Source organism: Henriciella litoralis, from assembly GCF_002088935.1.
Classification (GTDB): domain Bacteria; phylum Pseudomonadota; class Alphaproteobacteria; order Caulobacterales; family Hyphomonadaceae; genus Henriciella; species Henriciella litoralis.
Genome location: NZ_NCSS01000004.1, coordinates 192242 through 216682 on the forward strand (window position 1 = coordinate 192242; position 24441 = coordinate 216682).

The 24441-nt window shown below is 61.1% G+C and carries 22 protein-coding genes; 16 read left to right on the top strand and 6 right to left on the bottom strand.

Going from position 1 to position 24441, the window contains the following annotated elements:
- Nucleotides 1-36: 36 nt before the first annotated feature.
- Nucleotides 37-780: a tRNA1(Val) (adenine(37)-N6)-methyltransferase gene (locus B8783_RS00935; protein ID WP_084417902.1), complete on the bottom strand. Its 744-nt coding sequence runs from the start codon at nucleotides 778-780 to the stop codon at nucleotides 37-39.
- Nucleotides 773-982: a putative signal transducing protein gene (locus B8783_RS00940; protein WP_084417903.1), complete on the bottom strand. Its 210-nt coding sequence runs from the start codon at nucleotides 980-982 to the stop codon at nucleotides 773-775. The genes B8783_RS00935 and B8783_RS00940 overlap by 8 nt, the downstream gene beginning before the upstream one ends.
- A gap of 167 nt (nucleotides 983-1149) precedes the next feature.
- On the opposite strand from B8783_RS00940, the gene B8783_RS00945 reads away from it, so the two are divergent.
- The 5 genes from B8783_RS00945 to B8783_RS00965 all read left to right on the top strand — a co-directional run bounded on the left by B8783_RS00945 (nucleotide 1150) and on the right by B8783_RS00965 (nucleotide 7956).
- Complete coding sequence (locus tag B8783_RS00945; RefSeq protein ID WP_169711686.1) at nucleotides 1150-2097, top strand: polyprenyl synthetase family protein; 948 nt, start codon at nucleotides 1150-1152, stop codon at nucleotides 2095-2097.
- Between the two features lie 144 nt (nucleotides 2098-2241).
- Nucleotides 2242-4176, top strand: a complete 1935-nt coding sequence (locus B8783_RS00950; RefSeq protein ID WP_084417905.1) for a tetratricopeptide repeat protein — start codon at nucleotides 2242-2244, stop codon at nucleotides 4174-4176.
- A 72-nt stretch (nucleotides 4177-4248) separates the two neighbouring features.
- Complete coding sequence (locus B8783_RS00955; protein WP_139792185.1) at nucleotides 4249-6051, top strand: tetratricopeptide repeat protein; 1803 nt, start codon at nucleotides 4249-4251, stop codon at nucleotides 6049-6051.
- Nucleotides 6051-6911, top strand: a complete 861-nt coding sequence (locus B8783_RS00960) for a 4-(cytidine 5'-diphospho)-2-C-methyl-D-erythritol kinase (protein ID WP_084417907.1) — start codon at nucleotides 6051-6053, stop codon at nucleotides 6909-6911. Before B8783_RS00955 ends, B8783_RS00960 begins: the two co-directional genes overlap by 1 nt.
- A 7-nt stretch (nucleotides 6912-6918) precedes the next feature.
- Nucleotides 6919-7956 carry a glycosyltransferase family 4 protein gene (locus B8783_RS00965; RefSeq protein WP_084417908.1) on the top strand — a complete coding sequence of 346 codons (1038 nt, stop codon included), beginning with the start codon at nucleotides 6919-6921 and terminating at the stop codon, nucleotides 7954-7956.
- On the opposite strand, the gene B8783_RS00970 is transcribed toward B8783_RS00965, so the two are convergent.
- On the bottom strand, nucleotides 7909-8484 hold the full coding sequence (locus tag B8783_RS00970) for a hypothetical protein (protein ID WP_139792186.1): 576 nt from the start codon (nucleotides 8482-8484) through the stop codon (nucleotides 7909-7911). The two genes, B8783_RS00965 and B8783_RS00970, sit on opposite strands and share 48 nt — an antisense overlap.
- Before the next feature lie 23 nt (nucleotides 8485-8507).
- Nucleotides 8508-10190: an electron transfer flavoprotein-ubiquinone oxidoreductase gene (locus B8783_RS00975; RefSeq protein WP_084417910.1), complete on the bottom strand. Its 1683-nt coding sequence runs from the start codon at nucleotides 10188-10190 to the stop codon at nucleotides 8508-8510.
- A gap of 98 nt (nucleotides 10191-10288) precedes the next feature.
- Between B8783_RS00975 and B8783_RS00980 the strand changes: the two genes are divergently transcribed.
- The gene (locus B8783_RS00980; RefSeq protein WP_084417911.1) at nucleotides 10289-11089 is read left to right on the top strand and encodes a uracil-DNA glycosylase; all 801 of its coding nucleotides are present in this window, start codon (nucleotides 10289-10291) and stop codon (nucleotides 11087-11089) included.
- Entirely contained in the window at nucleotides 11086-11385 is a 300-nt protein-coding gene (locus B8783_RS00985) for a hypothetical protein (protein ID WP_139792187.1), read from the top strand. The genes B8783_RS00980 and B8783_RS00985 overlap by 4 nt, the downstream gene beginning before the upstream one ends.
- A 153-nt stretch (nucleotides 11386-11538) precedes the next feature.
- Here B8783_RS00985 and B8783_RS00990 read toward each other — a convergent pair whose 3' ends face one another.
- Nucleotides 11539-12015, bottom strand: coding sequence for a hemerythrin domain-containing protein (locus tag B8783_RS00990; RefSeq protein WP_084417913.1), 477 nt, complete (start codon nucleotides 12013-12015; stop codon nucleotides 11539-11541).
- Nucleotides 12016-12130: 115 nt separating this feature from the next.
- On the opposite strand from B8783_RS00990, the gene B8783_RS00995 reads away from it, so the two are divergent.
- From B8783_RS00995 to B8783_RS01020, 6 genes are all read left to right on the top strand, one after another.
- Nucleotides 12131-12814: a TIGR04283 family arsenosugar biosynthesis glycosyltransferase gene (locus tag B8783_RS00995; protein WP_084417914.1), complete on the top strand. Its 684-nt coding sequence runs from the start codon at nucleotides 12131-12133 to the stop codon at nucleotides 12812-12814.
- Nucleotides 12815-12953: 139 nt separating this feature from the next.
- Nucleotides 12954-13565 carry a TIGR04282 family arsenosugar biosynthesis glycosyltransferase gene (locus B8783_RS01000; protein ID WP_084417915.1) on the top strand — a complete coding sequence of 204 codons (612 nt, stop codon included), beginning with the start codon at nucleotides 12954-12956 and terminating at the stop codon, nucleotides 13563-13565.
- A gap of 76 nt (nucleotides 13566-13641) precedes the next feature.
- On the top strand, nucleotides 13642-14055 hold the full coding sequence (locus B8783_RS01005) for a BLUF domain-containing protein (protein ID WP_084417916.1): 414 nt from the start codon (nucleotides 13642-13644) through the stop codon (nucleotides 14053-14055).
- A gap of 84 nt (nucleotides 14056-14139) precedes the next feature.
- The gene (locus B8783_RS01010; RefSeq protein WP_084417917.1) at nucleotides 14140-15273 is read left to right on the top strand and encodes a PA0069 family radical SAM protein; all 1134 of its coding nucleotides are present in this window, start codon (nucleotides 14140-14142) and stop codon (nucleotides 15271-15273) included.
- Between the two features lie 190 nt (nucleotides 15274-15463).
- Nucleotides 15464-16549: a site-specific DNA-methyltransferase gene (locus B8783_RS01015; RefSeq protein WP_084417918.1), complete on the top strand. Its 1086-nt coding sequence runs from the start codon at nucleotides 15464-15466 to the stop codon at nucleotides 16547-16549.
- Between the two features lie 128 nt (nucleotides 16550-16677).
- Nucleotides 16678-18420 (top strand): cation:proton antiporter domain-containing protein, encoded by a 1743-nt coding sequence (locus B8783_RS01020; protein WP_084417919.1) that lies wholly within the window; start codon nucleotides 16678-16680, stop codon nucleotides 18418-18420.
- Here the strand turns inward: B8783_RS01020 and B8783_RS01025 are convergent.
- The gene (locus B8783_RS01025) at nucleotides 18417-19478 is read right to left on the bottom strand and encodes an A/G-specific adenine glycosylase (RefSeq protein ID WP_084417920.1); all 1062 of its coding nucleotides are present in this window, start codon (nucleotides 19476-19478) and stop codon (nucleotides 18417-18419) included. The genes B8783_RS01020 and B8783_RS01025 overlap by 4 nt on opposite strands.
- Before the next feature lie 19 nt (nucleotides 19479-19497).
- On the opposite strand from B8783_RS01025, the gene B8783_RS01030 reads away from it, so the two are divergent.
- The 3 genes from B8783_RS01030 to smc are packed head-to-tail and all read left to right on the top strand — an operon-like array spanning nucleotide 19498 to nucleotide 24367.
- Nucleotides 19498-20058, top strand: coding sequence for a DUF721 domain-containing protein (locus B8783_RS01030; protein ID WP_169711668.1), 561 nt, complete (start codon nucleotides 19498-19500; stop codon nucleotides 20056-20058).
- 55 nt (nucleotides 20059-20113) lie between these two features.
- Nucleotides 20114-20878, top strand: a complete 765-nt coding sequence (locus B8783_RS01035) for a DsbA family protein (RefSeq protein WP_169711669.1) — start codon at nucleotides 20114-20116, stop codon at nucleotides 20876-20878.
- 27 nt (nucleotides 20879-20905) lie between these two features.
- The gene (gene smc / locus B8783_RS01040; protein ID WP_084417923.1) at nucleotides 20906-24367 is read left to right on the top strand and encodes a chromosome segregation protein SMC; all 3462 of its coding nucleotides are present in this window, start codon (nucleotides 20906-20908) and stop codon (nucleotides 24365-24367) included.
- Nucleotides 24368-24441 lie beyond the last annotated feature (74 nt).

Genomic DNA, 24441 nt, shown 5'->3' on the forward strand with positions numbered 1-24441 from the left:
AAGCACGCGGCCATCAAACTGCCAGCCAGTCTCAGCTCAACCCCAATCCAGCCCCGTCCCGTTCCGCGCGATCTCTTCCATGAGGCGCGTGCGTTGGCCGCCCTTACTGGTGTAGATGTCGATGCCTGACAGCAGGCGCATCGAGCCGGAGCGCAGCCCCTTTCTGGCCCGCACGATCACCCGCTTGGCGTCATCGCCGGGGAAGGAGCGCACCGGCATGACCTCAATCTGGCCCGAGCGGCGTTCGATCAGGGCGAGGATACGCGCGAGCTCCGACGCGCGATGGATCATCATGAAGCGGCCCTTTGGCTTCAACACGTGAAGCATATTGCCGACCCAGTCCTTCAGCGGGACGGTTTCCATATACGCATTGTGCTTGGACGCGCCGGGCGTCTTGATGGAGCCTTCGCGGAAGAAGGGCGGATTGGAGAAAACGAGATCATACCGGTTTTCCCAGTCCCGCGGGATCGAACTGACATCTTGCCGCGAAATCTCGACGCGGGCGCCAAACCCGTTTTCGGCAACGCCGCGCCGCGCCAGGTCCAGCATGTCCGGGTCATGTTCAAACCCCGTGAAGCGCGTATCTTTCAGTCGCCAGGCCGCCGGGAGCAGCGCGCCGCCTGCCCCGCATCCAAACTCGGCAGCCTCTCCGGTCTGCGCCGGGTCGAGCGCAGCAGACAACAGAACGCTGTCTGTCCCGGCGCGAAACCCTTTGCGCGGCTGGAACACCGTGACCACGCCGCCAAGAAAGGCGTCAGCTGTGGTGATTGCCTCAACCATCCTGATCCAGTTCGTTCAAAACCGCACTCGCCCGGTCTGCATCATTCTCATGAACCACGACACGGATCGGCACCAATGGGCCGCGCCCATCTATGTGCGCTGTGTGCTCATCAAGCACAAAAATTTCGATTCCTGCTTCGGAAAGCAGGTGTCTGATATAGCTCAGCTTGACGAGGTCGTTGGTTCGAAACACTTCTTCCATGCAGTCCACTCTCCAAATGCGGCTCTGTACCGCAGCGCTGGACCGCGGACACATTGTTATCCATATGACCTAGTCATCTGGACCGGAACAGGAAATCTTTCGTGACTACACCCGCTGCCGCCCGCGACTCCGCTGACCTGAATGGCATTATCGATCAGCTTTCATCGATGCTCGAAGATGACCTTGCCAGCGTCGAACGCCTGCTGAAGGCCCGCGCGGCCAGCCCGGTCGACGTAATCCCTGACCTCTCTGACTATATCGTGTCTGCGGGGGGAAAACGTCTTCGTCCGATGATCACGCTCGCAGCGGCCCATGCAGTGGGCGGCGCGAACCCGGCGACCCATTCCCTCGCCGCAGCGGTTGAGTTCATCCATACCGCCACGCTGCTACATGACGATGTCGTGGACGAGAGTGACCTTCGGCGCGGCAAGCCTGCGGCCAAATCGGTCTGGGGCAACTCAGCCTCGATCCTTGTGGGTGACTTTCTGTTCGCGCGCGCTTTCACCCTGATGGTGGAAACCGGCTCGCTCGATATTCTCGGGATTCTGTCGAACGCGTCTTCTGTGATTGCCGAAGGTGAGGTTCGCCAATTGGCCGCACAGGGCAAGCTGGACCTGCCGACAGAAGACTATCTCGCCATCATCGAAGCCAAGACCGCGGCCCTGTTCGAGGCCGCAAGCCGCGCTGGCGCCCTCTCCGGCGGTAGTGAAGAACATGCAGATGCTCTCGCCGCCTACGGCAAGAATCTCGGCCTCGCCTTCCAGATCGTCGATGATGTGCTCGACTATGGCGGCACCACTTCGGTGATCGGCAAAGTCGTCGGGGATGATTTTCGCGAAGGCAAGATCACGCTGCCGGTCATTATTGCGCGCCGCCGTGGCCGCACTGAAGACCATGCTTTCTGGGCGCGCGCCCTCGATACCTCGCGTCAGGAAGAGAGCGATCTTGCCCGCGCCATCCATCTGATCCGGACCACCGGGGCCGCCGAAGCGACCATCGCAGAGGCTGAGGCCTATGCCGGGCTTGCCAAGTCTGCCCTTAAAAGCCTGCCGGAAAGTGGCTGGCGCACGGCGCTCTCTGAGCTTGCCGATTTTTGCGTGAAGCGCGCAAACTAGGTCTTAATCAAAGCTGTTGCAGATTTTCACAGTGCGGCACTGGGTTCCGACAGAGTGTCGCCACATCTGTATTGTGAACTGCTTTGCTCTGGACACGGTCTGACCGCCCCGTCAGAGTTTGCGAAACCTTTGGAAGGACCCTCAATGAAACAGCATCTGACGTCCGCATTCGCGCTCGCCTTTGTCGCCGTGTCAGCGTGCGCGAATCAGCAGGCGCCCGCCAATGAGATGTCCGAAGCTGACCGCAGTCAGAAAGTCGAAGGCGCGCTATCAGCGTTTGAAGGCGAATATGATGTCTCGCCCGCCGCAATGGCGACCGCTGTGCTCAATGAGAATGGCAAACCTGTCGGCCTGCTCGCCTACGAATCGCCCGTCGATGCGGTGAAAGCCGGCGACATGGCCGCATTTGTCGCCGCCATGAAATCCACCGCCATGCGCGGCGGTGATGAAAGCCCGTTTGCGTCGGCCATCTCGTCGATCGACGCTGCAGCCGCCGGCGATATCGACCGCGCGCTTGAGACGGTTGAAACCACGCTGGATAGCGATGACATGACAATTGTCGGCGGGTTTCTGGAAGCCTGGTATCTGGCCCTCGATGGACGGTTTGACGAAGCCGTTGATGCCCATCGCAGCGTTGGCACCCGCCTGCCCGGCCTGACAGGTGAGCTGTCGCTGGCCGCCCTGCTCGAAGTTGCTGGACGCGAAGAAGAAGCCCTCGCCGTCTACACCGCGATCACGCCCACCGAAATCACCGCGCCCGAACACGATTTCGACCCGCAATCGCTGGTCTATGGTCATGTAAAGCTGGTCGTTGCACGACAGGCCTTGCTGCTGCGCCGACTTGGCCGCGTGGAAGAGGCCAAGACACTCTACACACGCCTCGCAGCTGCAGAGCCTGAACAGGCCGCGTCTTTTGCCGCCGCCCTCAACCAGATCGAAACCGGCCGCGGCCTTGACGAAGAGCCGATGGATGCGCGCGAAGCCTTTTCCCGCTCGCTTGCCGACTATTCGCTTGCTCTCGCCTATCAGCGGATGATCCGGTCCGCCTTCTCTGGCGAACGCGCCGAAGGCTTTGACGACACCAAATCAGCCTTCGATCAGCTGGCCCTGCTGATCGATCCGTCGAATGAAGATCTGCGCCTCTCCATCGTGTCTGACCTTTATGACGAGACGCTCTATGACGCGGCGGTTCATGTGGCAGAAGTGGCGCCAGAGCAGACAGCCAGCCTGAAGCTCGCGCTTGCCCAATCCTATGTTCGCCTGGGGGACCTCGATAAGGCCCGCGACGAGATTGCCAACGCGATTGAACTGGCGGACGAGGATGAAAAGCTCGCCACGTCTTCCAATGCGATGCTGATCTACGCCCTGCTGGATGATCAGCAACAGGCCACTGATCTTGCCGAGCGGACCCCTGATCTCGCCGAAACGGATGCCGAAAAGGCTGCGGCCCATTCTTCAAGCTCAGCGATCTATGCCCAGTTCGGACAGGCCGATGAAGCGCTGATCCATGCCCGCGCGGCCCGTCAGCTCGACGACACGCATGACCGGCGCATGGCGCTCGCCAACGCGTTGGCAGAGGCCGACGAAGTCGATGAAGCGCTTCGCCTCATCCGGACCGAAGCGCTGGGGCGTCCGAACGACCCGTACATGCTGAATACGCTTGGTTATTTCCTTGTTGAACACACAGACCGGCTGACAGAGGCCTACCGCGTCCTGACCCGTGCCAATGCGCTCGCCCCGACAGACCCCTACATCGCCGACAGCTATGGCTGGGTCCGCTACAAGCTGGGCGATCTCGATGGCGCCCGCCGCTACATCGAACTCGCCCGCAAGGAGATCGCCCCGAACACGCATTGGGAAATCGAGGACCATCTCGGCGATATCTACTGGCATCTCGGCCGCAAGGAAGATGCCATGGCGGCCTGGCAGGCTGCCCTTGATGACTATCCGACGGAAGAAAAACGCGCCGATCTAAAAGACAAGCTGGAGAACGGCCTTTCCGGTCCGCCGCCTGAAAAACAGAAGCTTCCGGAAACCTCGCTTGGCGATGATGGCGAGATAACCCGACGCGATATCTAGCGCCAATCCCAGTGCGCAGGATTGCAATTTGTCTGCAATGCCTCATGAATTGGGATCAGGGAAACAGGTAGAGTGACGCGCCAGCCGGCAAGCTCGGCGGCGCGGACGGGTCGTCAGGAAAGTGCCCCCAACGCCATGCGGAGTTTGCGTCAGGTCTCGACATTAGCCATGGCCGCCAGTCTGCTGGCCGGATGCGTGAGCCTTGACCCCAATGGCAGGTCATTTGAACAGCGCGTCGAAGCGGCAAGACAAGAGGCGCGGATCAACGCCGCCGCTGAAGATTACAGCCAGTTTCTGATCGCGCGCTATGCCTCCCTCATCAATGATCCGGACGAGGCCGCCAGGAAATACGCGCTCGTCGCCAGGTCCCGCCCTGAAGACCAGTCGCTCGCCGAGCGTGCCGTGTTCTCTGCGCTATTGGCGAATGACTTTCCGCTCGCGCTGACGATCTCTTCACGCACAAGCGCCGCCATCATCGATGAAACAAGCCTGCCGCGTGTCTCGCTTGCCGCAGACGCCATGGCGCGCGGCAATTTCGGGGACGTACCTGAAATCGTAGATGGGGCTGATTCGGGCCTCTTCAACGGCCTCATCCTGTCCTCTCTAAAAGCCTGGTCGCTCTTTGCCGAAGGCGATCATGAGACGGCCGAAATCACCCTCATGGAGGGGGCCGGCGGCGATGCTTATCTCAACGAGATTGTGCTGAACCTGCTCGGCCTGATGGAGGTTGCCGGCAAGGCTGATGAGGCCGCGCTGGAAACCTACGCCCGGCTGGATGCCAATGGCACACTGATCGCAACGGCTGCCGATAGCTATGCCCGGCTGCTCGCCCAACAGGGCGAAACCGGCAAGGCGCTCGATGTGCTGGACACCTATCTGACGGACACCGGGCACAACCCGCTCATTCGCACCCTTGCCGAAGAAATTCGGGCCGGCGAGACGCCCGAAATCATCCGCCTGAACGCGCGCCAGGGCGCCGCACTGTCAGTCTACGTGCCCGCTGCGGCGCTTGCGGCGAAATCGAACAGTGACTTGCCGGGCGTCTATTATTCCATCGCGCTCCGTCTGGACCCTGACCTGCAGGCCGCTCGCGCCTTATGGGCCGACTCACTCGACGCCAGCGGCCGGACCGACGCCGCCATCGCCATGCTCCAGTCGATCCCAGACACGTCTCCCTTTTACACGACAGCTACTGGACAGCTGGCCTGGGCATTCCATCGGGCAGGCCGCGATCAGGACGCGCTGGACCTCGCGCATCGCACGCTTGCCGGCAATCCGGACCGGGACCTCAAAATCCAGATGGCAGACCTTCTGCGCTCGCTCGACAAGAACGATGAGGCGCTTTCAGTCTTCAGCGAAGTCATCGCCGAGGACGAAGCCAGCAATGAACATGACTGGCGCCTCTATTTTGCCCGCGCCACGCTGCAGGAACGCCTCGGCCGCTGGCCGCAAGCAGAGCAGGATCTTCTGCGCGCCCGCGAGCTAAACCCGGCGTCACCAGACGTCCTCAACTATCTTGGCTATAGCTGGGTGGATCGCGGCGTTGAGCTTGAACAGGGGCTGGACCTTATCCGAAAGGCCCTGACGCTGCGCCCCGAGAGCGGCGCCATTACAGACAGTCTGGGCTGGGCGCATTACAAGCTGGGCAACTATGACAAGGCCATCGTCTATCTCGAACGCGCCGCCGAGCTTGAGCCGGGCCTTGCGGAAGTCATCGATCATCTTGGCGACGCTTACTGGATGGTCGGACGCCGGACCGAAGCTCGGTTCCAGTGGGAGCGCGCGATTACGCTGCTGGACGACGACAGGGATATTGCAGACATCCAGAGCAAATTCCTAACCGGCCCAACCGCTGCGACACCGAAGGCGCCCTGATGCTCGCGCCGGCAAAAGTGAACCTCTTTCTGCACGTTGGACCGGTCAAGGAAAACGGCCGTCATGATCTGGACTCGCTGGTGATGTTCGCCGGGCCTGAAGCCTCTGACCGGGTTGAGGCCCGCAAATGTGACGAGATGAGCCTAACGCTCGACGGCCCTTTTGCAGGGCCAGAGCTCGCCTCGCCTGAGAACCTCGTCCTGCAGGCCGTTTCAGCCTGCCAGGCGCGTGGGTTTCGGGTGCCGCCCCTTGCCATCGCGCTTTACAAGAACATTCCCGTTGCTGGCGGTCTCGGGGGCGGCTCAGCGGACGCCGGCGCGATGCTCAGGCATCTGGCGAAGCTTGGACTGCTCACCGACCCGGTGGCGCTCTCCATCGCGTCGACCTTGGGCGGAGACGTGCCATCAGCGTTCGTCTCGCGTGCGCGGTTGATGCGCGGCGAAGGCCAACGTCTTGATCTGCCGCCGTCCCTGCCGGATCTACCAACCCTGCTGGTCAATCCACGCCTGCCCTGCCCCACCGGGCCAGTCTTCCAGGCTTTTGACCGGGAGAATACCGGCGCACCGCTTGAGCTGGTTGAGATGCCAACCTTCGAAACGCCACCGCCGATGATCGACTGGCTCGCAGGCATGACCCGAAATGACCTTCAGTCGCCTGCCACAGGCCTCATCCCGGAGATTGAGGGCGTGCTTGAAACCATCTCGTCTCTGCCCGGCTGCGGCCTTGCGCGCATGTCCGGCTCTGGCGCGTCCTGTTTTGGCTTGTTCAAGACCCGCGCTGACCTCAAAGCGGCCGCCGACGCCCTTTCCAATAGTTTTCCCCATTGGTGGATTGCGCCGACGCTATTGAAGGGTATTTGAGACGCGCATGGCCCCTCTGATTGTCCTGATCCTGGTGTTTGTCGCCGCGTTTGGCCTTTCCTGGCTCACCTGCGCCATCACCATGCGGATCGGCGTGGTGGACGCCCCGGATGGCGAGCGCAAACTACAGGCCGCGCCCGTGCCTCGGCTGGGCGGTATCGGCATCATGGCAGCGCTTGCCATTGTCATTGTGGTGGTCGCTATCGTGCACACCATCCGCCCTGACTGGCTGACGGGGGACTTCCTGCCGGGCGCCGTGCCGGCTGTCTTTGTTGCGCTTGGCGCGGCAGCCTGTTTCACCCTCATCGGGGCTGGCGACGATGTCTTCGACATGCCCGCCAAGCTGAAGCTCGCTCTCTTGCTGGTCGTATGCATCGCCTCGCCGCTTCTCGGCGTGGCCGCGCCTGTCCTGACGACGCCGTTCGGGGACGTCACAGCGCTGCCCCTGTTGCTTGCCGGGTCAGCGCTCTGGCTGCTGGTGTTTACGAATGCGGCCAACTTCATGGATGGCAGCAATGGGCTCTCCATGGGATGCCTTGCCATCATGTTCGCCGGGCTTGCAGCCAGTCTCGCCCTGACGGGTCACGGGACACCGCCACCGGGGCTGATTGCGGTCATTGGCGCGATTGGCGGCTTTCTCGTGCACAACCTTGCCGGAAAGCTATACGCGGGGGACGCAGGCGCGTTCGGCGTCAGCGGCCTGTTCGCGACGCTGGCCCTTATCTCAGGCTTGCCGGTCTGGACCGTGGCGACGCTGGCCCTGCCCTTCCTCGTCGATATCATACTGACGCTTATCGACCGGACCCGGCGCAAGCAAAGCCTGTTCAACGCGCACCGTGACCATGCCTATCAGGCGCTGCTGAAGTCCAGCTGGGCGCATCTCGATGTCGCTGTGATGTGGTGGGGGCTGTCAGCCGCGTGCGCCGTAGCCGCCGCGATTGGCGCAGTCGGTGGCGGCGCGCTGCCCTTCCTATTGTTCTGGCTGATGACAGCCGCGCTACTGCCCGGCTGGTTTCTCGCTCGGCGCGAGGCTCAGAACGTGTAGGCGGGCGGACGCAGCGGGCATCGTGTCCGGCCCTTTCCAGAACCGGAACTGCCAGCACAGCCAACCACCAAACAGAAGCGCCGTGCCGCCTGTCAGATAAGCGGTCAGCATCCGGTCATTGTCGACAAAGCCAAGCGGTGCCGCCGCCAGCATCATCACCCCGAAAATCAGGGACACGAAGCCGATGATGAACATCGCCCACTTCACGCCTGCGCCAGCGCCCATCTGAACTTGCAGATCGGGCTTGAGAAGGGACAACTCCCCCAGAATCGCGCCTGCCAGATGCATGAAGGCGACATTATTCTTGTCGCCCCGTGCGATGTTGCAGGCAATGCGATGGCGTTTTTCGCCCGCATGCAGGTCGAGCCACGCGCTATAGGCACGTTGCGAGCGCATCTCGCCGAAGCGCGCAGAATCGATAGAGGAGAGGCTGCATAAAAGCTGACCGTTGCGGGTCAGCATTCCGCTGTCCAGGGTCCAGTTGTTACGCCCCCGCAGCAGCGCGGGCTTGAACTCGAAACTCTGCACATCCTGCTCCACCGACACTGTGCCTACATGTTCGGATAGGCCGGACCGCCGCCACCCTCAGGTGTGGTCCAGTTGATGTTCTGGTTCGGGTCCTTGATGTCACAGGTCTTGCAGTGAATGCAGTTCTGCGAGTTGATCTGGAAGCGCGGCTCCTTGCCTTCTTCCTCGACCCACTCATACACACCGGCCGGGCAGTAACGTGCCGACGGGCCTGCAAAGACGTCATGCTCGGACCGCTTCTGCAGCTCGATATCCTTGACGATAAGGTGAACCGGCTGGTCCTCGGCATGGTTGGTGTTGGTGAAGGACACATTGGTCAGCTTGTCGAAGCTGATCTTGCCGTCCGGTTTCGGATAATCGATCGGCTTGTGCTTGGCCGCAGGCTCCAGCGAGGCAGCATCCGTTTTGGAATGGCCCATCGTGCCGAAGAAGGAGAAACCGCCGAGCAGTTTCGTCGTCCACATCTCGACGCCGCCCATCAGCGTGCCAAGCGTGGTGCCGAGCTTCGACAGAAGTGGCTTCACATTGCGCACCGCGAACAGTTCCTTGCGGACCGAGGAGTCCTCATAGGCGTCCTGATAGGCCGTCAATTCATCGCCCTGGCGGCCTTCCTTGATCGCGGCAACGGCGGCTTCTGCCCCCATCATGCCGGTCAGGATCGCATTGTGGCTGCCCTTGATGCGCGGGACGTTGACGAAACCGGCTGAACAACCGATCAGCGCGCCGCCCGGGAAGGTCAGCTTCGGAAGCGACTGGTAGCCGCCTTCAACGATCGCACGTGCGCCATAGCCAACGCGCTTGCCGCCTTCGATGAATTTCAGAATGTCCGGATGGTGCTTCCAGCGCTGAAGCTCCTGATACGGCGAGAGGTATGGGTTCTTGTAGTTCAGGTGAACCACGAAGCCGAGCGAAACGAACGGCTCTCCGCCATCGCGGAAGTGATAGAGGAAGCTGCCGCCACCGGTTTTGTCATCAAGCGGCCAGCCAAGCGTGTGCTGGACATAGCCTTCCTTGAAATTCTCTTCCGGCACAGACCAGAGCTCTTTCAGGCCGATGCCGTATTTCTGCGGCTCCTTGCCTTCAGAGAGATCAAAATGATGGATCAGCTGTTTGGAGAGCGAGCCACGGGCGCCTTCAGCGAAGAGGACGTATTTGCCGAGCAGCTCCATGCCGGGCTCATAGTCGCCCTTGTGCGTGCCATCGGCCGCAATGCCCATGACGCCAGCAACGACGCCTTTGACTTCGCCAGCTTCGCCATAAACGATCTCAGAAGCCGCAAAGCCCGGAAAGACCTGCACGCCGAGATTTTCAGCTTCCTGGCCCAGCCAGCGCGTCACATTGGCGAGCGAGCCGGTATAATTGCCATGGTTCTTCATATAGCCCGGCATTGGCAGCCAGGAGATATCCATCGAGCCTTTAGGGCCGAGCCAGATGAACTTGTCGCCGGTCACTTCGGTCTTCAGCGGCGCATCATCGCGGGAGCGCCATTCTGGGACCAGTGCATCGAGGCCAACCGGATCAACCACGACACCCGAAAGGATGTGTGCGCCGATCTCGCCGCCTTTTTCCAGCACCACGACTTCCAGCTCGTCGCCGGCTTCGTTGGCAATCTGTTTGGCGCGGATCGCTGCGGCTAGACCTGCAGGTCCACCCCCAACGATCACAAGATCGAATTCCATTGATTCGCGTTCGACCGCTTCACTCATACGCTTTGTCTCCCAGCTATGGCCGTCTTAGATAGCCCGCTCTATACATGTTCCTTCGCCGGTCTACAGTCGATTTGCAATATTTCCAAAGGGTCTCGATGTCTCAAACTGCACAATCGCAGGCACTAAATGCCCTCCGCGACTGGTGGGCAGACATGGGCGTGGAGGCTGATGAGGCCGAAATCCGCAGCCTGATGAAGGCGGCTGAGTCGCGCCCGAGCCCGGAAGCAGCGCCCGAAAACGTCAAGAAGCTGCGTCCCCTGAAGACCCAGAAAACGCATCAGGACTGGGTGGATGAGGCCCGCACGCTCGCCACTGCCGCCTCAACACTCGATGAGCTGAAAGCCGCCATTGAAGGCTTTGACGGCTGCATCCTGAAAGAAGCCGCGCGCAACACCGCATGCTTTGACGGCGTCCAAGGCGCCCCTGTCATGGTGATCGGCGAAGGCCCGGGCGCAGAAGAAGACAAGAAGGGCCTGCCTTTTGTCGGCCGCGCGGGGCAATTGCTGGACAGGATGCTGGCCGCCATTGGCCTGTCGCGGACCGAAAACGCCTTCATCACGAATGTGAATTACTGGCGCCCGCCGGGAAACCGCAATCCCAATGACGAAGAACTGGAGATGTGCCGGCCTTTCGTTGACCGGATGATTGAGCTTGGCCAGCCAAAACTCATCATCGCGGCAGGCGGCGTCTCGGCAAAGTCGCTACTCCAGTCCCCGATCGGCATTATGAAGCTGCGCGGGACAGAACACCGCCTGGAAACACCAGGCGGCTATTCAGCCCCCCTCTTCCCGATCTTCCACCCGGCCTTCCTCCTGCGCCGCCCGGAAGAAAAGAGCCGCGCCTGGCGGGATTTGTTGCAGATTCAGGACAAGCTTGAGGGCCTCGTTAGCCTATGAGTGTTAGTTTCAATCTTCAAAAACTTAGGAGTTTTGGATGGTTGATCTGGGACCCGATTAATCTTCTGGAGCCCAACGAAGATTGGAAGGAAAAAAGCTTTGCCGACGAGTATGATCAATATCTAATCCAAATCGCTGGCCGGCTCAGGCGCGGGCAAACCTCTGAAGAGCTTGTCGCCTATATTCTGGCGGTTGAGCGAGATGTTATTGGATTATGCCCTTCGCCAATTGCCAATTCGCGAGCAGCAAAGCTCACTGATGCAATTCGTAAGTGCAAAGACATTTGGTCTGATTGAAGCGCGCATAGAAAAACCCCGAAGCGCCAAGGGAGGGGGAGGGAGAAGGCGCTCCGGGGCTTTTTGAGAGATAAGAGCGTGAGGGGGCATCGCTCTTACCTCTTATGATGGACGTCCGCCGGATGTGCAGTCCAGCTTCCTTGGGTGTCCACTTTACTCTTCCAGCTTCTCCTCGGCCTTCTCTTCAACAAGGTCGATTTCAGCTGCCTTACGTTTTTCAAACGCAGCACCTATTTTTTCGTTCCCATCTTTGCCGACAGTTTTTTTCGCGGCCGGGAAGACGTCTTCTTCTTCCTCTTCCATATGATGCTCATAGCGGTGCTTGAGGTCCTTGAACTTGGTCAGCCAGGCCGGTGAGGAAAAATCGGTTTCGTTGAGTTCTTCCATCATGTCGTCGAGCTCTTTGTGCTCGGCAACAGAGTGACGCCCTTCAGGCTGACCGTCTTCGGTCGCGATGAGTTTTGAGTAGAACGTCTCTTCCTCGGCGGCGGCATGCGCGCTCACATCGTGATAGAACGTGTCCCAGGCCGTGCGGCGCTCTTTGCTGTCGCCGCTTGTGTCAGCGATGGTCGACAGCAGTTTGCGGTGGCGGTCATGGTCTTGTTTCAGGGTCTGATAGATCGTGGACATGTGTGTCTTGTTCCTTCTTGTCGTATGCCTTCTTTAACGCGCTTACCGGGCCTGCCGTTCCGCATGTCTGACCTGATCTCGACGCCGCGCCGGTTTGTTGCCAAAAGGCTTGTCTATGCCCGCGCCCATTTCTCTCATTATTCCGACGCTGAATGCGGCTGCCAGTTTGCCGGTCTGCCTCGAAAGCGTGATGCCGGGGCTCGAAGCCGGGCTGGTGCGCGAGGCGCTGATTGTCGATGGCGGATCAACGGACGCGACCGCTGACATGGCCGAGGCCGCGGGCGCGCGTTTTATATCCGCTGACAAGGGCCGGGCCGCGCAGCTGATCGAAGGCGCAAACCAGGCACGCGGCGACTGGCTGTTCTTCCTGCATGCCGACACCGTCCTTTCCCGCGACTGGGCCGAACGCGTGATCGACCATATCCGCAACGCGCCCTCGAAGGCGGCGGTCTTCACGCTCGCCTATCGCTCGGACCATCCGATGGCGAAGCGAGTTGCTGCCCGCGCGAACCGCCGCGCCCGCTGGCTTGCCCTGCCCTATGGCGATCAGGGCCTGCTGATCTCCCGCGCCCTCTACGATGAGATTGGCGGCTACGACGCCGTGCCGCTGATGGAGGATGTCCGCATCGTGCAGGCCATCGGCCGCAAGCGCCTGACGATCCTGTCGGCCGAAGCGCGCACATCCGCTGCAAAATATGAACGCGATGGCTGGCGCAAGCGCAGCTGGCACAATGCCTGGCTGATCACGCGCTATCTGATGGGCGCGAGCCCGGACAAGCTCGCCCGCCAGTACCGCTAGCCCCGCATCAGCGCTCCTTGCCTCGATCCTCTGCATACGGATCGGACTGTGACCAGAAAGCGTCGTTGAATCAGAATCTTGAAACGGTGTCCGACATTCTGTTGAAGTTTGGCGCCTGAGCCCGAAATTGGTGGGCGACATGTCCAGACCCACACTTCTCATATTCGCCAAGACGCCCCGCATCGGCTTGTCCAAGACCCGGCTTGCCGATGATGTCGGGCGCGTTGAAGCGCGCCGGATTGCACGCTTTATTCTGGGGCGGACGATGCGCGTCGCGCATGATCCAGCCTGGCGGTCGATCCTGATGGTGACCCCTCGCGGGGATCTGCACCAGACGCTGGGGGGGCTCTGGCCGTCTTCTATCCCCCGGATGGTCCAGGGCAATGGCGACCTTGGCGACAGGCTGACGCGCGGCATGCAGGCGGCCCCGACCGGACCGGTCATCTTCATCGGCACCGACACGCCGGACATCAACACAGCGCATATTCATGAGGCCGCCCGCGCCCTTCGACATGACGGCGCCGTTTTCGGCCCTGCCCGCGATGGCGGCTTCTGGCTGTTCGGCATCAGTCACCGGCTGCGCGACGCGTCAGTCTTCAAAGATGTGCGATGGTCCAGCCCGCACGCGATGCAAGATGTCTGGTCAAATCTGCCACCACATGCCCGTGTCTCCCTGCTGCCCAATCTGATCGATATCGACACCAGCCGTGACTGGGAAATGTACAAGAGACAAAGCAGACAAAGGTCTTGAGCAGTTGCGTTGATCTAGGTTATCGACGCAATAGTTGTATTCGTCCCTAGTCGGGGCAGACACTGAAAGCTGCCTTATGTATCGAATTGCTTATGTGAGCACTGCTCACGGCGACATCTCTTCCAATTCACTCCAGAAAATTCTGGAATCCGCCATTGAGAATAACCGGGCCGCCAAAGTGACCGGTATCATGCTGTTTAATGGCAGCAATTTCCTGCAGCTGCTGGAAGGCCCTCAAGAAAATGTTGAGGCCATGATGGCGAAAATCTGCAAGGACAAACGCCATCGAAATATTGTGGTCATCATGCGGGAAAAATCTGTCACGCGCGAATTTGAAGACAATCCGATGCTGCTTCAGACGGTAAAGTCGTCGACATCAACGCCGCCTGAAGGCATTCGGGTCACCGATGATGTGTCCCTCTACCTGCCATCCTCGCTGTCACCGCATTTTCGTAATCTGCTGGAAAATTTCGACACGATAAAAGCCTGAGTCCGATCAGGCGTTTGCCCGTCATCCACAAGGTTTGCGCTTTGTGTTCTTGTTTTGTTCTATTTCTCATGCTTTTCTCCGAGCATGAGATTGACGCAGAAACTTCCTCCAAAAGGCCGGGTCACACTGATTGATGTGGCAGGCGCCAGTGAGCGTAATGAGCAGCGCGGCCGCGGCGCGATCTCGAACCAGGCAGGCCGCTTTGAACGCCATACCAAGGAAGCCTTTTATGATGGCTGGGGCACGGTTGAGACCATGGCGCCTCGCATTGAGACCACGCTAACGCGTGAGGCCGCGCGGACGATCATCACTTATAACCGCTCGCCCGACATTTCCTTTGATCGAACAATCAATCCCTATCGCGGCTGCGAGCACGGCTGCGTCTATTGTTTTGCGCGGCCGAGCCACGCGTTTCATGGATTGTCTGCCGGTCTCGATTTCGAAAGCCGGCTTTTCTACAAGCCTGACGGGCCAGAGCTGCTCCTGCGGGAACTGTCGCGCCCCTCCTATGTCCCCAAACCGATCGCGCTTGGCATGAATACCGACGCCTATCAGCCGGTCGAGCGGCGGCTGGAACTGACGCGCGCATTCCTCAAAATTCTCTCAGACCACAATCATCCGGTGACGCTGCTAACAAAGTCCGCGCTGATCCAGCGCGACATCGACCTGCTGGCCCCGATGGCCGCCAAGGGCCTCGCCCGCGTTGGCGTGTCGATCACAACGCTGGATCCACGCCTCTCCCGGCGTCTTGAACCGAGGGCCGCTGCCCCTCACCGGCGGATGCAGACAATCAAGGCGCTGTCGGACGCGGGCATCCCGGTGATCGCCATGACCGCGCCGATCATTCCAGCCCTGAATGAGCCAGAGCTGGAGGCCTTGCTGGAGTCGGCGGTCGAAAATGGCGCGTCCAGCGCTGGATATGTCATCCTGCGCCTGCCCTATGAATTGAAGGATATCGTCCATGAATGGCTGGCCGAGCATTATCCGGACCGCGCGGCGAAGGTCATCAATCTGTTGCGGGAAATGCGCGGCGGGCAGGACTATGATGCCAACTGGTTTGAGCGTGGCCGGGGCCGAGGGCCGCATGCAACCCTGATTTCCCGGCGCTTCCGAAACGCCACCCGGCGTCTTGGCCTCGATGAACCGCGCCCACGCCTGCGAACAGATCTTTTCCGCCCTCCCGAAGGCCCGGACGGGCAGATGCGGCTGGATATATAGCCTGCGTTTTCCCGCCCCCCCGAAAATTTATCCACAGACTTGTCCACAGCCCTGCGAATATTTGTTACGCTATCGAAACAATGTTCAGCGCCAATCAACTGCTGCCAGGACGCCTGGGTGTAACGAAGCGGAAACCAAATTCCGGCGGGATGCGCACTCAAAACCGAATCGCTTTGAGAGGCTGTAGAGAATGGATCTGATCCGCAACACGATCATTGAAGGCGAATGCATTGATGTGCTGTCGCGCCTGCCGGACAAGTCTGTGGACCTGGTCTTTGCTGACCCGCCCTACAACCTGCAGCTCGGCAATGGCCTCACCCGGCCTGACCAGTCACATGTCGACGGCGTCGACGATGCCTGGGACCAGTTTGACAGCTTCGATGCGTATGACCTCTTCACCCATCAGTGGATGACTGAATGCCGCCGCGTCCTGAAGGATGACGGCGCGATCTGGGTGATCGGCTCGTATCACAACATCTTCCGTGTTGGCACGATCCTTCAGGATTCCGGCTTCTGGATCCAGAATGATGTGATCTGGCTGAAATCAAACCCGATGCCGAACTTCAAGGGCACCCGTTTCCAGAACGCGCACGAAACGCTGATCTGGGCCGGCAAGACCGAAAAGTCCCGCGTCACCTTCAATTATGATGCGCTGAAAGCCTTCAATGAAGACAAGCAGATGCGTTCTGACTGGACGATCCCGCTCTGCACGGGCGGTGAGCGTCTGAAAGACACCGTCACCGGCAAGAAAGCCCACCCAACACAAAAGCCGGAAGCGCTGCTGAAACGCGTCCTGCTGGCGACATCCAATCCCGGCGACGTTGTGCTCGACCCGTTCTCCGGCACCGGCACGACGGCGGCCGCCGCCAAGATGCTTGGCCGCGACTATGTCGGCATTGAGCAGGACCCAGCCTATGTCCGCCTGTCGCGCGCCCGCCTCAAAGCCATCACGCCGCTGAATGGCGACGCGCTGGAAACACAAAAGAGCGCCCGCGCTCTGCCCCGCGTCCCGTTTGGTGCGCTGGTCGAGAATGGCTGGCTGAAACCCGGTGACCGTCTCTGGTCACCGAAGAAACGCCACCATGCCCGTATCCGCGTCGATGGCAGCCTTGCCTCAGGCGACGCGTCCGGCTCGATCCACCGTCTTGGCGCGCATGTCATGAAGGCCCCGGCCTGCAATGGCTGGACGTTCTGGCACTACGAGTCGCCCAAGGGCGATCTTGCGCCGATTGACCTTCTGCGCCGCAGATACCGTCAGGAAAACAATCTGAACTGATCGCCCGTCGAGCAGTCACATGTTTTCGCCGCGTAAAGCTATGTCGCAGCTGACGCCTGCGCGCGGGCGGCCTATGGTGCCCTGAAACAACGGCTTATCGGGCCGCAGTTGAAGGAGACAGGGCACCTATGGGACACGAAGGCAGCGAAACGCAGGCCATCTTTCTCAAAGACATGCTTGTGTTCCTGTTTGCCGCGGGCGTCATCGTCCCGGCATTTCGCGCCCTGAAACTGCCCATCGTCGCGGGGTTCCTGATCGCCGGGATCGTGCTTGGCCCGCACGGTCTGGGCACTTTCGAACATCTCTGGGCGCCGCTGCAGTTCATCACCGTTTCCGAGCCGGAAGCCGCCGCCCCCTTTGCAGAGCTCGGCATCCTCTTCCTGCTATTTCTGCTCGGTCTGGAACTCTCCTTCCGAAACCTCTGGCAGATGAAGCGCATCGTGTTCGGCGCCGGCGCGATGCAGGCGATCCTGAGCGCGGTCCTGATCGGCTTCGCGCTATGGTTTCTGGACGTTCCAGCCCAGGCGGCCGCCGTTATCGGCCTCGCGCTCGCTCTGTCCTCAACCGCCATCGTCATGCCTGTCCTGACCAGCGAACACCGCGCCGCAGGCCCTGCCGGGCGAACGGCGCTGGGTGTGCTGCTGTTTCAGGATATTCTGGTCGCGCCGATCCTCATTTTTGTCAGCTTCCTCTCCCCGGAAAACGATGCTGATATTGCAAGCAGTGTGGTCCGCGCGCTGGTTGAAGGCCTAATCGCCGTTGTCCTTATTGTCGGTGTCGGCCGTTTCGTCCTGCAATATGTCTTCCGCCTCGCAGCCCGCACGGGCGGGCGCGACTTCCTCATGGCGCTGACGCTCTTTGTTGTCATCGGCGCGGCCGTGATGACATCCGTCGCTGGGCTGTCAGTGGCCCTTGGCGCCTTCCTGGCGGGCCTCGTCCTGGGCGAGACAGAATTTCGCCATCAGGCCGAAGTCGATCTTGATCCGTTCAAAGGGCTTCTGCTCGGCATCTTCTTCATGACCGTCGGGATGAGCATCGACCTCATCAAGGTCGTCGAGCTCGCACCGATCGTCTTTGGCGGTCTTGCTGGCCTGCTCATTCTCAAAGTCATTGTGTCCTGGCTGGCCTGCCGCCTTTTTGCAGGCCCACCTGCGCTCGCGACCGAGACATCCTTCCTGCTGGCGCCTGCGGGCGAATTTGCCTTTGTGGTCATGGCCGCGGCCACAACAGCGGGCATCTTCGGCTCTGAAATCGCAACGCCGGTCACGGCGATTGCCGGTCTTTCCATGCTGCTTATCCCGCTCACCTCGAAGCTCGGCCTCAGCCTCTCCAGAAAGATGAAGCAGCCAGATTCGGAGACGTTGCCCGTGTCCGACTACTCAGACCGAGAGGGCCATGTGATCATCGCCGGCTTTGGCCGGGTTGGGCACACCATTGCGCGCATTCTGGAAGAAGAGCGCGCCGACATCGTCATCCTCGAGCGTAGCTTCTTTTCGGTCCAGAAGGGCCGCAAGGAAGGCTGGCAGGTCTCGCTCGGCGATGCAGCCCGCCAGGAAATCCTCGAGGCAGCTGGCGCCGCGACCGCTTCGCTCTTCGTCGTCACCGTGGATGATCCGGTGAGCGCAGAGCAGATGGTGCGGGCTATTCGCGCCATTCGTCCGAACGTGCCGATCTATGCCCGCGCCCGTGACGTCGAACATGGCCGCACGCTCAGCCAGGCCGGGGCGACCTTCGTCATACCGGATGCGATTGAGGCTGGTCTGCAAATCGCTGGACGCGCCCTCGAACAGTTCGGCTATCCGGTTGATGCCGTTCGCGACAAGATCGGCGCGGAACGTGACGAAGAATACCGCAAAGCATCAGAAGCCTAGAGCGCGAGCTTCAAGGCCTTTCGAAAGACGCTTGGCAATCCATCTGCCGCTTTTTCGACCGGCGTCCAGTCGCCCTTATGTACGGGCAAGCCTTCTGCCGATGAAAATACCGACAGGCGCAGCTCGAAATGCGTGAAGACGTGGCGCACGTCACCGATCTGTTCAGCCTCGTCCGGCAGCCAGTCCGCCGAGGCGGGCTCGCCCTCTTCAACCCAGCTTGACGTCGGCAAGCCAAGCATACCGCCCAGCAAGCCCTTATCCGGGCGCCGCTCCGTCAGCACGTGTCCGTCTTTGAAGATGACGTAGACCTCTCCGCGCCGAACCGGCTTTGCCTTTTTGGCGGGCTTTATTGGATATCGGTCCGGCTCGCCCTCAGCTCGCGCTGCACACCAGTTTGCAAGCGGACAGATCAAACAGTTCGGCCGCTTTGGCGTGCAGATGGTTGCGCCAAGGTCCATCAGCGCCTCGGCAAATTCGCCGGGCCGATCGGCAGGCACCAGCTCACGTACGAGCGCCGCAATCCTGACCTTCTCTGCCTTCCAGTCACCCTGGGTCGCCAGCAGCCGGGCGAAAACCCGGTCGACATTGCCGTCGACGGCGGGCGTGCGTTCACCAAAAGCAAGCGCCGCGACAGCCCCTGCCGTATAGGGTCCGATCCCCGGCAATTCGCGCAGCCCGGCCTCAGTCTTCGGCCATCCGCCCGCCTCGGACACCTGCCGCGCGCATTTCAGCAGATTGCGGGCGCGGGCATAATAACCAAGCCCCGCCCAGGCCGCCATGACATCAGCGTCTTCAGCGGCGGCAAGGTCATCGACGCTCGGCCAGCGGCGCGTGAAGTCATGAAAATAGCGCGTCGCATGCGGCACGGTGGTCTGCTGCAGCATGATCTCGGCGAGCCATACGCGGTATGGGTCAGGCGTGACGCCGTCTGCGCGCTTGCCCGGTCCAATCCGCCATGGCAGCTCACGGGCATGACGCGCATACCAGTCGAGCAGTGCGCCCGGCAGGCCATCAAATTGGTGTGATTCCACACTGGCGGTCTTTTCTCGCGCACTCATGGGGTGCACAATCGGTTTCATGGTCACAAGGTCAAGCCTCGATCCGCTGGAAGAAGCACGCGCCCGCGTGAAGCTGCGCCATGCGCGCGCCAAGCCTGTGCGTGCCCTGCCGAAAACGCTGGGCACGGCTGCGACACAACTGGCGCGGAAGAAGCTGCCCGAGAAAGGCCCCGCCATCGGGCGTCTGAAAATCCAGTGGGCCGATATTGTCGGTGAAGCCCTCGCCCGCATCTGTGAGCCGGACAAGATCGGCGCCAGCGGCAAAGGCAAAGGCCGCGTGCTGACCGTGCGCTGTATTCCGGCGGCCTCGACAATGGTGCAGCACCAGTCAGAGCTAATCCGTCAGCGTGTCTCGGTCTCATTGGGCGGCGATGTTCGCGAAATCCGGATCATTCAGGGCCCACTGGCCCGCGCGCCAACCCTGAAGCCTCACAAGTCCAGCCGCCCGCTGAGCCGCGACGAACTTGAGAGCCTGCAGGCATCTATCGCAAAAATTGAGGATAACAGTCTGCGCGCCGCGCTTTTGGCACTGGGCGAGGCTGTGCTAACGAGCAGTCAGGACGAGTCCGCCGGGGGATAAAGGTTAACAACTTGGCAAGTTTCGCGACTCAATCTCTTAAGAAAAGGTTATGAACATGAGAGTAATTTCACGTCGCACGGCAGTTTTGGCCGTCTCTTTCCTCGCAATGGCCGCTTGCGGCGCTGCAGGCGACAATGAGAAAAGCGACGGATCTTCATCCGAAGCGGCCCTTAAAGAGATGACGCTCGGCGCCGATGATGCGCCCGTGACGCTGGTCGAATACGCCTCATGGACCTGCCCGGCCTGCCTTCAGTTCCAGAATGAAGTCGTCGGCAAGCTGAAGTCCGAATATGTCGAAACCGGAAAGGTGAAGTTCATCTTCCGCGAGTTTCCGACCGCTCCGGCTGAGATTTCCGTGGCCGGTTTTGCGGTGGCTCGCTGCGCAGGCGAAGACAAATACTACGACGTCCTCGACGAGCTGTTCTCACGCCAGACCGCCATTCTGAGCCTCGCGCGCCAGGGCGGACAAGTGAAACAGGCGCTCCAGCAGGTCGCCGCCAATCACGGCATTACTGACCCGGCTGAATTCGATGCCTGTCTCCAGAATGCAGACATCCGCCGGGCAATTGCTGCGTCGGTCTCTGCAGGCGACGAAGCTGGCGTTAATGCAACGCCGACCGTCTTCATGGATGGCGAGAAGCTTGAAGGCTATGACTGGCGCCAGTGGGCCGGCATGCAGGCCGTGCTGAATGAAGCGCTTGGCGAAGAAACGCCAGCCGCTGCCCCCGTCGAAGATACGGACGCAGACACGGCGCCAGAAGAAACACCAGCCGACGGCGATGCTTCAGAAGAAGCGCCCGGCGAAACAACGCCGGAGTAATCTCCAGAACGGGAAAGGGAGCCTGCTTTGCACATTACAGAGCTGCGCATTGCGGGCTTCAAATCCTTCGTTGATCCGCAGGAAGTCCCGATCCTTCCCGGTCTGACCGGCATTGTCGGCCCCAATGGCTGCGGGAAATCCAATCTTCTCGAAGCCCTTCGCTGGGCAATGGGCGCAAGCTCTGCCCGTGCGATGCGCGGCGGCGAGATGGATGACCTGATCTTCTCCGGCTCCCAGTCGCGCCCCGCGCGGGAGCTGGCAGAAGTCACGCTCGTCCTCGACAATTCCGCGCGCACCGCCCCGCCGGACTTTAATGCTTCCGATACCCTGGAAATCATCCGCCGCCTTAAGCGCGGCGCAGGCTCGACCTACAAGCTCAATGGCCGGACAGTTCGCGGCAAGGACATCCAGCTCATCTTTGCGGATGCTTCGACCGGTGCCAACTCACCCTCGCTCGTGCGTCAGGGCCAGATTTCCGAGCTGATTGGCTCCAAGCCGCAGAACCGCCGCCGCATCCTGGAAGAAGCGGCCGGCATATCCGGCCTCAATTCCCGCCGTCATGAAGCCGAGCTGAAGCTACGCGCGGCCGAAACCAATCTCGAACGCCTCAGCGAAGTCTCTGCCGAGGTGGAGCGCCAGTTGGAAAGCCTGAAGCGTCAGGCCCGCAAGGCGCGCAAATATAGCGAGCTCAGCGACAAGATTTCGGCACTCGAAGCCTTCCTCGCCCATCTGCGCTGGCAGGCCGCGAAAGAAGCCAAGACCATCGCCGATGAAGACCTTGCCCGCTGCCGCGACGCCGTCGAGCAGCTGACGCGGGCGGCCGCGATTGCAGAGACACGCCGGATCGAAGCTGGTGAAGGGCTACAGCCTTTGCGCGATGCCGAATCGGTTGTCTCAGGAAAGCTTGGTCAGGCCCGGATTGATCTTGCCCGCCTCGAAACGGAACGCAAGAACGCCGCCGACCTCCTCGCCCGTCATGAGAGCGAGGCGCGCCGCGCGATGGAAGACATCGCCCGCGAGCAGGCGCAGAAAGAAGAAGCTGAAGCCACGCTCGCCGAAGCCAGGGACAATCTCGCCGCCTTGCCGACCGAAAACCCGGAGGCCAATGCTGAGCTTGAAGCCCAGGCCAAGACCAATCTCGAAGCAGCGCGTCAGAAACTGGCTGAGGCTGAACAGGCCGCTGACGACGTCTCATCCCGCCTCGCCGCCATGCGCGCTGAACGCCAGGCCGCGCATGCGAGCGCCGAAGCCCAGCGCCGCCGCAAGGCTAGCCTTGAAGCAGACGCCGCCCGCCTGAAGGCCCAACTGGCTGACATGCCGGACAAGGGCGCCCTCGAAGACAGGCTCAAGACAGCCGAAACCGCTGAGGAAGCCGCAGAGCTTGCCCTGCACGACGCCGAACGCGCCGTCGATGCCGCTGAAGAAGCGCTCGCCGAAGCACGCGCCGAGGAAAGCGATGCACAAGGCCCGCGCGACGCCGCCGACAAAGCCGTCCGCACGCTGGAGTCAGAGATCGGCGGTCTGCAACGCCTTCTGAAACAGGCGACGGGCCCGAAAGCCCCGCCCGTTATTGACCGCGTCCGCGCGCATGACGGCTTCGAGAAAGCCGTTGCTGCTGCGCTTGGCGATGATCTTCAGGCCTCGCTCCAGAAAGACTCCGCGCTCTATTGGGCCGGCCGCGAAATGGCGACAGATGCCCTGCCGGCCGGTGCGCGCCCGCTATCTGATGTTGTCGATGCCCCGGCAGAGCTTGATGCCCGCCTCTCGCAATGCGGCGTGGTTGAGGCTGGCGATGGCGAGAAGCTCGCCGCTGAACTTCGGCCCGGCCAGCGCCTTGTCACCAAAGAGGGTCATCTCTGGCGCTGGGACGGCTTCACCCGCACACCTGACGCGCCTGTCTCTGCCGCCGAACGCCTTGCCCAGCAGGCCCGGCTGGAAACCGCCGAGGCCGAGATCGGCCCGGCCCGTGAGACGCTGGAGACCGCGACTGCCGCCCTCGCCGAAGCGCGCGAAGCCCGCGCAAACGCTGAGAGCGATCTCAAAGAAGCGCGCCGCCAGGTTTCGCCCAAGGCGACTGATCTTAATCTTGCCCGCTCAGCCTCTGCTGACATCCGCCAGACGCTGGACCGCGCCGATGTCAAACGCGAATCAGCCAGTGAAGCGCTCGCCCGCGTCGAATCAGACCTGCGCGGTGTTGAAGAAACGCTCACGCTTGTCTCCATCGGCGGTGACGAGGCCGACATTGCTGCGCTGGAAGCTGAAGTTGCGGCCGCCCGCGAGACCCTTTCTGCAGCCCGCGCGAATGAAACCGAGTGCCGGGGCCGTCTCGCTGACATCACACGCAACCGCGAACAGGCAATCGCCCGCCGCGAAGGCTTCGAGAAAGACGTTCAGCGTTGGGAAAACCGCCTCGCCAATAGCGAGGAGCGCCTCGCAGCCCTTCTGCAACGCCGCCGCGAAGCGGCCGCAGAAGCAGAAGCGGCGCGCGCCCGCCCAGCAGAGATGCAGGACCAGCTCGAAATGCTCGCGGCCCGCGTCGAAGAGCTCGAAACCTCAAGAAAAGACGCCGCAGACAGGCTCGCCGAAAAAGAAGCGAGCCTCCGCGAAACTGAAACCGAGGCGCGCGACACATCGAACGCCGCCATGGATGCCCGCGAATCACTCGCTGGCGCCAAGGTCCGCGTGGAAAATGCCGAATCGCGTCTGAACGATGCCATCGATTCGGCCCGCAGCCAGTTCCAGCGTCTGCCCGAAGGCCTGATGACGCTCGCCCGCGCGGGGCTTGATGAGGAAGAGCTGGAAACGCTCGAGACGTCTGAGGCTGAACGCCAGCTCGATTTCCTGCGCCGTGACCGCGACCAGCTTGGCGGCGTTAACATGGAAGCCGAAGCTGAGGCCGAGGAACTGGCCGAGCGACTCGGCACCCAGGCGACCGAGAAAGAAGACCTGATCAAGGCGATCGCCCGGCTGCGTGAAGGGGTCGCGTCCCTCAATGATGAAGGGCGCGCCCGCCTTCTGGAAGCCTTCGACCGCGTCAATGAACACTTCAAGGCTCTCTTCACCACCCTCTTCCGCGGCGGTGAAGCCGAACTGCGCCTGGTCGATGATGAGGACCCGCTCAACGCAGGTCTCGAAATCATGGCGCAGCCGCCGGGCAAGCGCCTTGGCACGCTGAGCCTCATGTCTGGCGGCGAGCAGGCCCTGACGGCGACGGCGCTTATCTTTGCTGTCTTCCTGTCGCGCCCGTCCCCAATCTGCGTGCTGGACGAGGTCGACGCGCCACTCGATGACGCGAACGTTGACCGCTATTGCCGCCTTTTGGACGAAATGCGCCGGCGCACCGATACGCGCTTCGTCGTGATTACGCACAATCCCGTCACGATGAGCCGGATGGACCGCCTGTTCGGCGTCACGATGCGCGAAAAAGGCGTCTCGAAACTCGTCTCTGTTGATCTTGATGCCGCTGAAGAGCTGGTCGCAGCAGAGTAACTGACTGCGTCAAAAGCTGCTTTGATATTTTTTCGTATTATTTCAGATATTTAGCTATTGCTTCCTTGGCTTGA

Excerpts from the sequence above, each read along its gene's own strand:
- B8783_RS00995 (WP_084417914.1), top strand. The coding sequence starts at position 12,131 with ATGCCCGCGCCCATTTCTCTCATTATTCCGACGCTGAATGCGGCTGCC.
- B8783_RS00945 (WP_169711686.1), top strand. The coding sequence starts at position 1,150 with ATGCTCGAAGATGACCTTGCCAGCGTCGAACGCCTGCTGAAGGCCCGC.
- B8783_RS00990 (WP_084417913.1), bottom strand. The coding sequence starts at position 12,015 with ATGTCCACGATCTATCAGACCCTGAAACAAGACCATGACCGCCACCGC.
- B8783_RS00960 (WP_084417907.1), top strand. The coding sequence starts at position 6,051 with ATGCTCGCGCCGGCAAAAGTGAACCTCTTTCTGCACGTTGGACCGGTC.
- B8783_RS00965 (WP_084417908.1), top strand. The coding sequence starts at position 6,919 with ATGGCCCCTCTGATTGTCCTGATCCTGGTGTTTGTCGCCGCGTTTGGC.
- B8783_RS01010 (WP_084417917.1), top strand. The coding sequence starts at position 14,140 with ATGAGATTGACGCAGAAACTTCCTCCAAAAGGCCGGGTCACACTGATT.
- B8783_RS00975 (WP_084417910.1), bottom strand. The coding sequence starts at position 10,190 with ATGAGTGAAGCGGTCGAACGCGAATCAATGGAATTCGATCTTGTGATC.
- B8783_RS01015 (WP_084417918.1), top strand. The coding sequence starts at position 15,464 with ATGGATCTGATCCGCAACACGATCATTGAAGGCGAATGCATTGATGTG.
- B8783_RS01005 (WP_084417916.1), top strand. The coding sequence starts at position 13,642 with ATGTATCGAATTGCTTATGTGAGCACTGCTCACGGCGACATCTCTTCC.
- B8783_RS00935 (WP_084417902.1), bottom strand. The coding sequence starts at position 780 with ATGGTTGAGGCAATCACCACAGCTGACGCCTTTCTTGGCGGCGTGGTC.
- B8783_RS00940 (WP_084417903.1), bottom strand. The coding sequence starts at position 982 with ATGGAAGAAGTGTTTCGAACCAACGACCTCGTCAAGCTGAGCTATATC.
- B8783_RS01020 (WP_084417919.1), top strand. The coding sequence starts at position 16,678 with ATGGGACACGAAGGCAGCGAAACGCAGGCCATCTTTCTCAAAGACATG.
- B8783_RS00985 (WP_139792187.1), top strand. The coding sequence starts at position 11,086 with ATGAGTGTTAGTTTCAATCTTCAAAAACTTAGGAGTTTTGGATGGTTG.
- B8783_RS01030 (WP_169711668.1), top strand. The coding sequence starts at position 19,498 with ATGGTCACAAGGTCAAGCCTCGATCCGCTGGAAGAAGCACGCGCCCGC.
- B8783_RS00950 (WP_084417905.1), top strand. The coding sequence starts at position 2,242 with ATGAAACAGCATCTGACGTCCGCATTCGCGCTCGCCTTTGTCGCCGTG.
- B8783_RS01025 (WP_084417920.1), bottom strand. The coding sequence starts at position 19,478 with ATGAGTGCGCGAGAAAAGACCGCCAGTGTGGAATCACACCAATTTGAT.
- B8783_RS00980 (WP_084417911.1), top strand. The coding sequence starts at position 10,289 with ATGTCTCAAACTGCACAATCGCAGGCACTAAATGCCCTCCGCGACTGG.
- B8783_RS01000 (WP_084417915.1), top strand. The coding sequence starts at position 12,954 with ATGTCCAGACCCACACTTCTCATATTCGCCAAGACGCCCCGCATCGGC.
- B8783_RS01035 (WP_169711669.1), top strand. The coding sequence starts at position 20,114 with ATGAGAGTAATTTCACGTCGCACGGCAGTTTTGGCCGTCTCTTTCCTC.